The sequence below is a fragment of the Microvirga sp. HBU67558 genome (genome assembly GCF_018069605.1).
Lineage (GTDB): Bacteria > Pseudomonadota > Alphaproteobacteria > Rhizobiales > Beijerinckiaceae > Microvirga > Microvirga terrae.
On record NZ_JAGPUP010000372.1, the window covers coordinates 1 to 4,195 of the forward strand.

4 protein-coding genes are annotated in these 4,195 nt (G+C 57.5%); 3 read left to right on the forward strand and 1 reads right to left on the reverse strand.

Translation table 11 applies throughout. The features are described 5' to 3' along the window. Together KBI52_RS02105 and KBI52_RS02110 are read left to right on the forward strand one after the other, a co-directional pair. On the forward strand, positions 1-202 hold a 202-nt coding region (locus KBI52_RS02105; protein WP_210805013.1), incomplete at its 5' end, for a hypothetical protein. A gap of 83 nt (positions 203-285) precedes the next feature. Continuing rightward, positions 286-669 (forward strand): DUF3572 domain-containing protein, encoded by a 384-nt coding sequence (locus KBI52_RS02110; RefSeq protein WP_210805015.1) that lies wholly within the window; start codon positions 286-288, stop codon positions 667-669. Positions 670-804: 135 nt separating this feature from the next. Here the strand turns inward: KBI52_RS02110 and KBI52_RS02115 are convergent, their stop codons facing one another. Next, positions 805-1,419, reverse strand: coding sequence for a peptidoglycan-binding domain-containing protein (locus KBI52_RS02115; protein ID WP_210805017.1), 615 nt, complete (start codon positions 1,417-1,419; stop codon positions 805-807). Between the two features lie 572 nt (positions 1,420-1,991). Between KBI52_RS02115 and KBI52_RS02120 the strand changes: the two genes are divergently transcribed. Continuing rightward, on the forward strand, positions 1,992-4,195 hold a 2,204-nt coding region (locus KBI52_RS02120), incomplete at its 3' end, for a DNA translocase FtsK (RefSeq protein WP_256439451.1).

A 4,195-nucleotide genomic window follows, 5' to 3' on the forward strand; every position in this document is an offset into this window, starting at 1 on the left:
CGGTACGGGTGATCTGCGGCTCGAACTGACGTGCGATGCCGGGCATCTGGCAAATCCTGATCGTTCAAATAAGGTCTCCGAGCCAGGCAAGAAACTGCGTTCTGGACCTGCCTGCCCTGGAGAAGGCTGGGGAATGGGCCAGGACCTAGCATCTCTCTCGGCAAACTTCAAACAGTCGATCCGGGCAGCCTCACTCGTGTGAACGGGGTGGAACTGGTACCCTTCCCAGCTTGGCTCAAGCCGTTACTGTCTGGGGACGTCCCTAGATTATCGAGATGCCGACAGATGTGGGAGACGGCGGAGGTTGAGATGACAGAGAGCTTTCAGGGCGGAGGCATCACTGGCCGAGGCGACGCCGAGAGTATAGCTATTCAAGTCCTGAATTTCATTGTCGCGGATGTCGATCGGATCATCCAGTTCCTGAACGTGACTGGCCTTCAGCCTGAGACCATCCGCGCTTCGGCGCAATCATCGCAGTTCCTGCTCGGCGTCCTCGAGTACGTGGCAAAGGACGATGAATTGCTGAAAGCGATTGATCAAGGGCTGAAGATCCGGCCGACTGCGATCCTAGCCGCCATTATGCATCTGTCGCCGGAGCCCGAGGCTAAGACGTCGGACAAGAAGGTTGACGTAGCCCCTCAATTGCCAAGGCGCAACCTGTTCCACTGAAGTGGCTGTCATCCAGCTAACGGTTTTAGCTTACTCCCGATAAAGAGTACTTATTGGGAGTAAGAGCAGTGGCTCGTATCTCCTGGAGGAATCTACCTGCCAGTTGTAAGGGGTGAAAGAAGACTCGCAGAGGGGTTATTGCGTTGCCGAGGCCGTGTGGGTTCGCAAAGCCTGTAGAGTCGCAGTTCCCAGTTTGCCTGTGACAGGAGGACCTTTGGTTCGTTCAAAGGCTTCAACCGCCTTGCGAGTAGAGGGGCCAAGTGTCCCATCAGCTTTGAGTTTTCCGTACCCAAAATCAACGAGCACTTCCTGCGCCGCACGGATCTCCTTCTTAGAAAGGCGAACTGATGATGTCGTGCTGGCTGCCCGGCTTTCCGTTGTCGCAATGGGCTGATCTGACGGTCCAGTGAGCTGAAGGCGGGCCTGCTCAATCGCTTGACTCACGGTTGATCGCAGGGAGTCCAACTGCTGGAGTTCTTCGGTGGCTGCCTCAATCCGCTTCAGTGTCGTGTTCAGATCTTGGCCTGCCAGAATCCTCCGTTCATTGTCCTTCGCCAGTTGATCACGCTCCGCTGTGACGGTCTCAATCTGCTGTCGCAGATTTAAAATCTCGCTCTGGAGCGCGTGGTCTTCAGAACTCTTGGATAGGACTGAGTACACGAATAAACCAAAGCCGATCGCCGTAGCAGCCAGGAGACCTGTTCCTGCTGTACTGAGCTGTACCCGAGCGTAATTTCGTACATAGCTCATGTTCTTACCCGCGGATTGTTAGCTGACTCTCGGAGAGCGTTGTGTGCTCAGATCATCTCCGCAATGGGTCTAGCTTGTGACGCAATTGAGACTGTATAGGACCTTTGGCTTCGCAGGGTTAATCAAATGCAAACTTGAGCCGTTAATTGCTATTGGCAGACTGCTTGATGCAGGATGCGCTGGAGAGGACTGTATCGCTGTGCACTATTCTATCACCCGGGCTAGGGATACCCAGCTATTCGCATTCCAGTGATCAAGGTCTAAGGGTTGAGTCAGTGTCGGCAGACGATTTAACGTTTCGGTACGGAGTTTAGCACATCGTCAACCGTGAGCCCAAGAAGCAGAGCACTCCAGCACCACGCATTTTGTTTTGAGTGCGCATTCTCACCACCCTCATCCGCCTCTTCGTCTGTGCGGCACTAAAGCGTTCCTCCTTGAGGTGCCATAGTGGGAATGCATGGTTGCTCGTCCCAATAACTGGGTATTTACCTGCCGCATCCAGAGTGTGGGTGTGACGGGCCGACCCACTGCGACATTTGCGAGCTTTGTTAGTATCCATGCGTAAGATCCCCATGCCGAACGATTATCTCCCGTCCGCAATCCGGACCGAGGATGGAGTTCCAAGGAGATCGCATAAGAGTGATGCCTTGCCATTCCAAGGTATGAACAGCGGAACCAGCACCAACTGGGAGGAGCCGTGGCTGGCTATGGGCCAAGCCGAGCCTGGTTGGTGGCAGGCATTCGCGATCGACCAAGGCGTGCGGTCCACGCGCACCCCCGACAAGTTCATCAGGAAGTCACCGGAAACGAACGTGTTCGACCTTCCAACGGGCGAACTGATAAATGCGGATCGGTTGGCCGAAGTTGTACTGAACAGGCCCGAGGACGAAATCCACAAGCGCATTGAAAGACTTCGCGCCGCCATGGAGGCTCCGCCGGTCAAGACCTTCGCCCAGAAGGCGCAAGAAACCATGCAGCCGCTAGCTGCTCCCTCCTTGGCGCAGCGCGAGATGGCGGACGTTCCGAGACAAGTTGAACCGCCCTCGACATCTAAGGCGCCCGATGTTCAGAGTCTCGTCTCTAGGGTTGTCGAAAGGGTTTCCCAACCCGTCCCGGAGCCCCAGATCACTGTCCTCACCATGCCGTCCACGATGTTCGTTCCGTCGGCCTTCCAGTCGGCCCTGTACCGCATCGACGTCTCCCTGAAGCACCTGCTAATCCCTCCAGTTGACGCAGTCGCCGACGAACGGGAAACCTCCGAGGTGATGGAGCCCGAGGTCATCGCTTTCGACGAGCATTCGGAACTGGAAGTAGGCGAGGGTGCCGCCGATCTCTTGCAGCTGCAATCCCGAGACGGGTGCATGGCGGCGCGGCAGGAACTAAGTCAGCAATCTGGGGAGACCAGTGATCAAACCTGCATCAGCATCAATGACGCTTGTGAGATAGCTGAAACCGCCGGAACCAAGAATGGGGTTCTGGATGCCGTGGATCAAGAGGTCGCGACCTTCGCGCTTGGTGAGGATGGTATTGGAGAAGTCGCGCAAGTCCTCGAGGACATGAGCTCCGACGTGGAGGAGGATCAGGCAGAGGAAGTCGACCTTGGATACCTCACCCTGTGCGGAGAGGATATTGCTGGCATCCAGACCACGTTGAGAGCCAAGGGGAAGGTCGCCTTGCGACACGCGTTGGACGCTCCAGCGATTGAGGAAGCCGCCATCGTCGAGGAGGCCACTTCCATTCCGGAGAGTGCCTCAATCAAGAGTAGACTTGCCGTCGCAGGTGAGTTGTCGGAGCACGTGCTGGAAGTGCATCTTGAATTGGATGCTGCCGCTGCTGTCGAGGTAATAGAGGCTGCGCACGAAGTCTTACCTGAGGCAGTGATGATCCCGGGGCAGGATGCGGAGATCGACGCCTCCATAAAGGAGGCTGCCGTCGGGCCGGAGTTCGTTATGCTGCCCCCTCCTGCGCTGCCCCAACGTTCTGGGTACGCCTCTTATCAGCTTCCTTCCATTGAGCTTCTTGCCCAGACGCCGCAGCCGGAGGGGGAGGTCCTGACCGAAGATATTCTCGAGGAAAGAGCCGGACGTGTGGAAAAGGTCATCCGCGACTTCGGCGTGAAGGGCGAGGTCATCCACGTGCATCCGGGACCGGTGGTCACGCTCTACGAGCTCGAGCCCGCTCCAGGTGTCAAATCTTCCCGTGTCATTGCGCTCTCGGAAGATATCGCCCGATCCATGAGCGCGGTCTCCGCCCGTGTCGCGGTGATTCCAGGCCGCAACGCCATCGGAGTCGAGCTGCCCAACCAGCAGCGCGAGACGGTTTACCTGCGCGAAATTCTGGAGTCGGAGGAGTTCAGGAGTTCAACGCATAAGTTGCCCCTGTGCCTGGGCAAGACCATTGGCGGCGAGCCCGTCATCGCCGATCTGGCCCGCATGCCCCACCTGCTGGTGGCCGGCACCACCGGGTCGGGCAAGTCGGTGGCCATCAACACCATGATCCTGTCCTTGCTGTATCGCTTCACACCGGAGCAGTGCCGCCTGATCATGGTCGATCCCAAGATGCTCGAGCTCTCTGTCTATGACGGCATCCCGCATCTGCTCACTCCCGTGGTCACCGACCCCAAGAAGGCGATCATTGCCTTGCGGTGGGCGGTGAGAGAGATGGAGGATCGCTATAAGAAGATGGCGAAGCTCGGTGTGCGCAACATCGATGGCTTCAACGCCCGGGTGGTCGAGGCCAAGGCGAAGGCCGAGACCATCACGCGCACGGTGCAGAC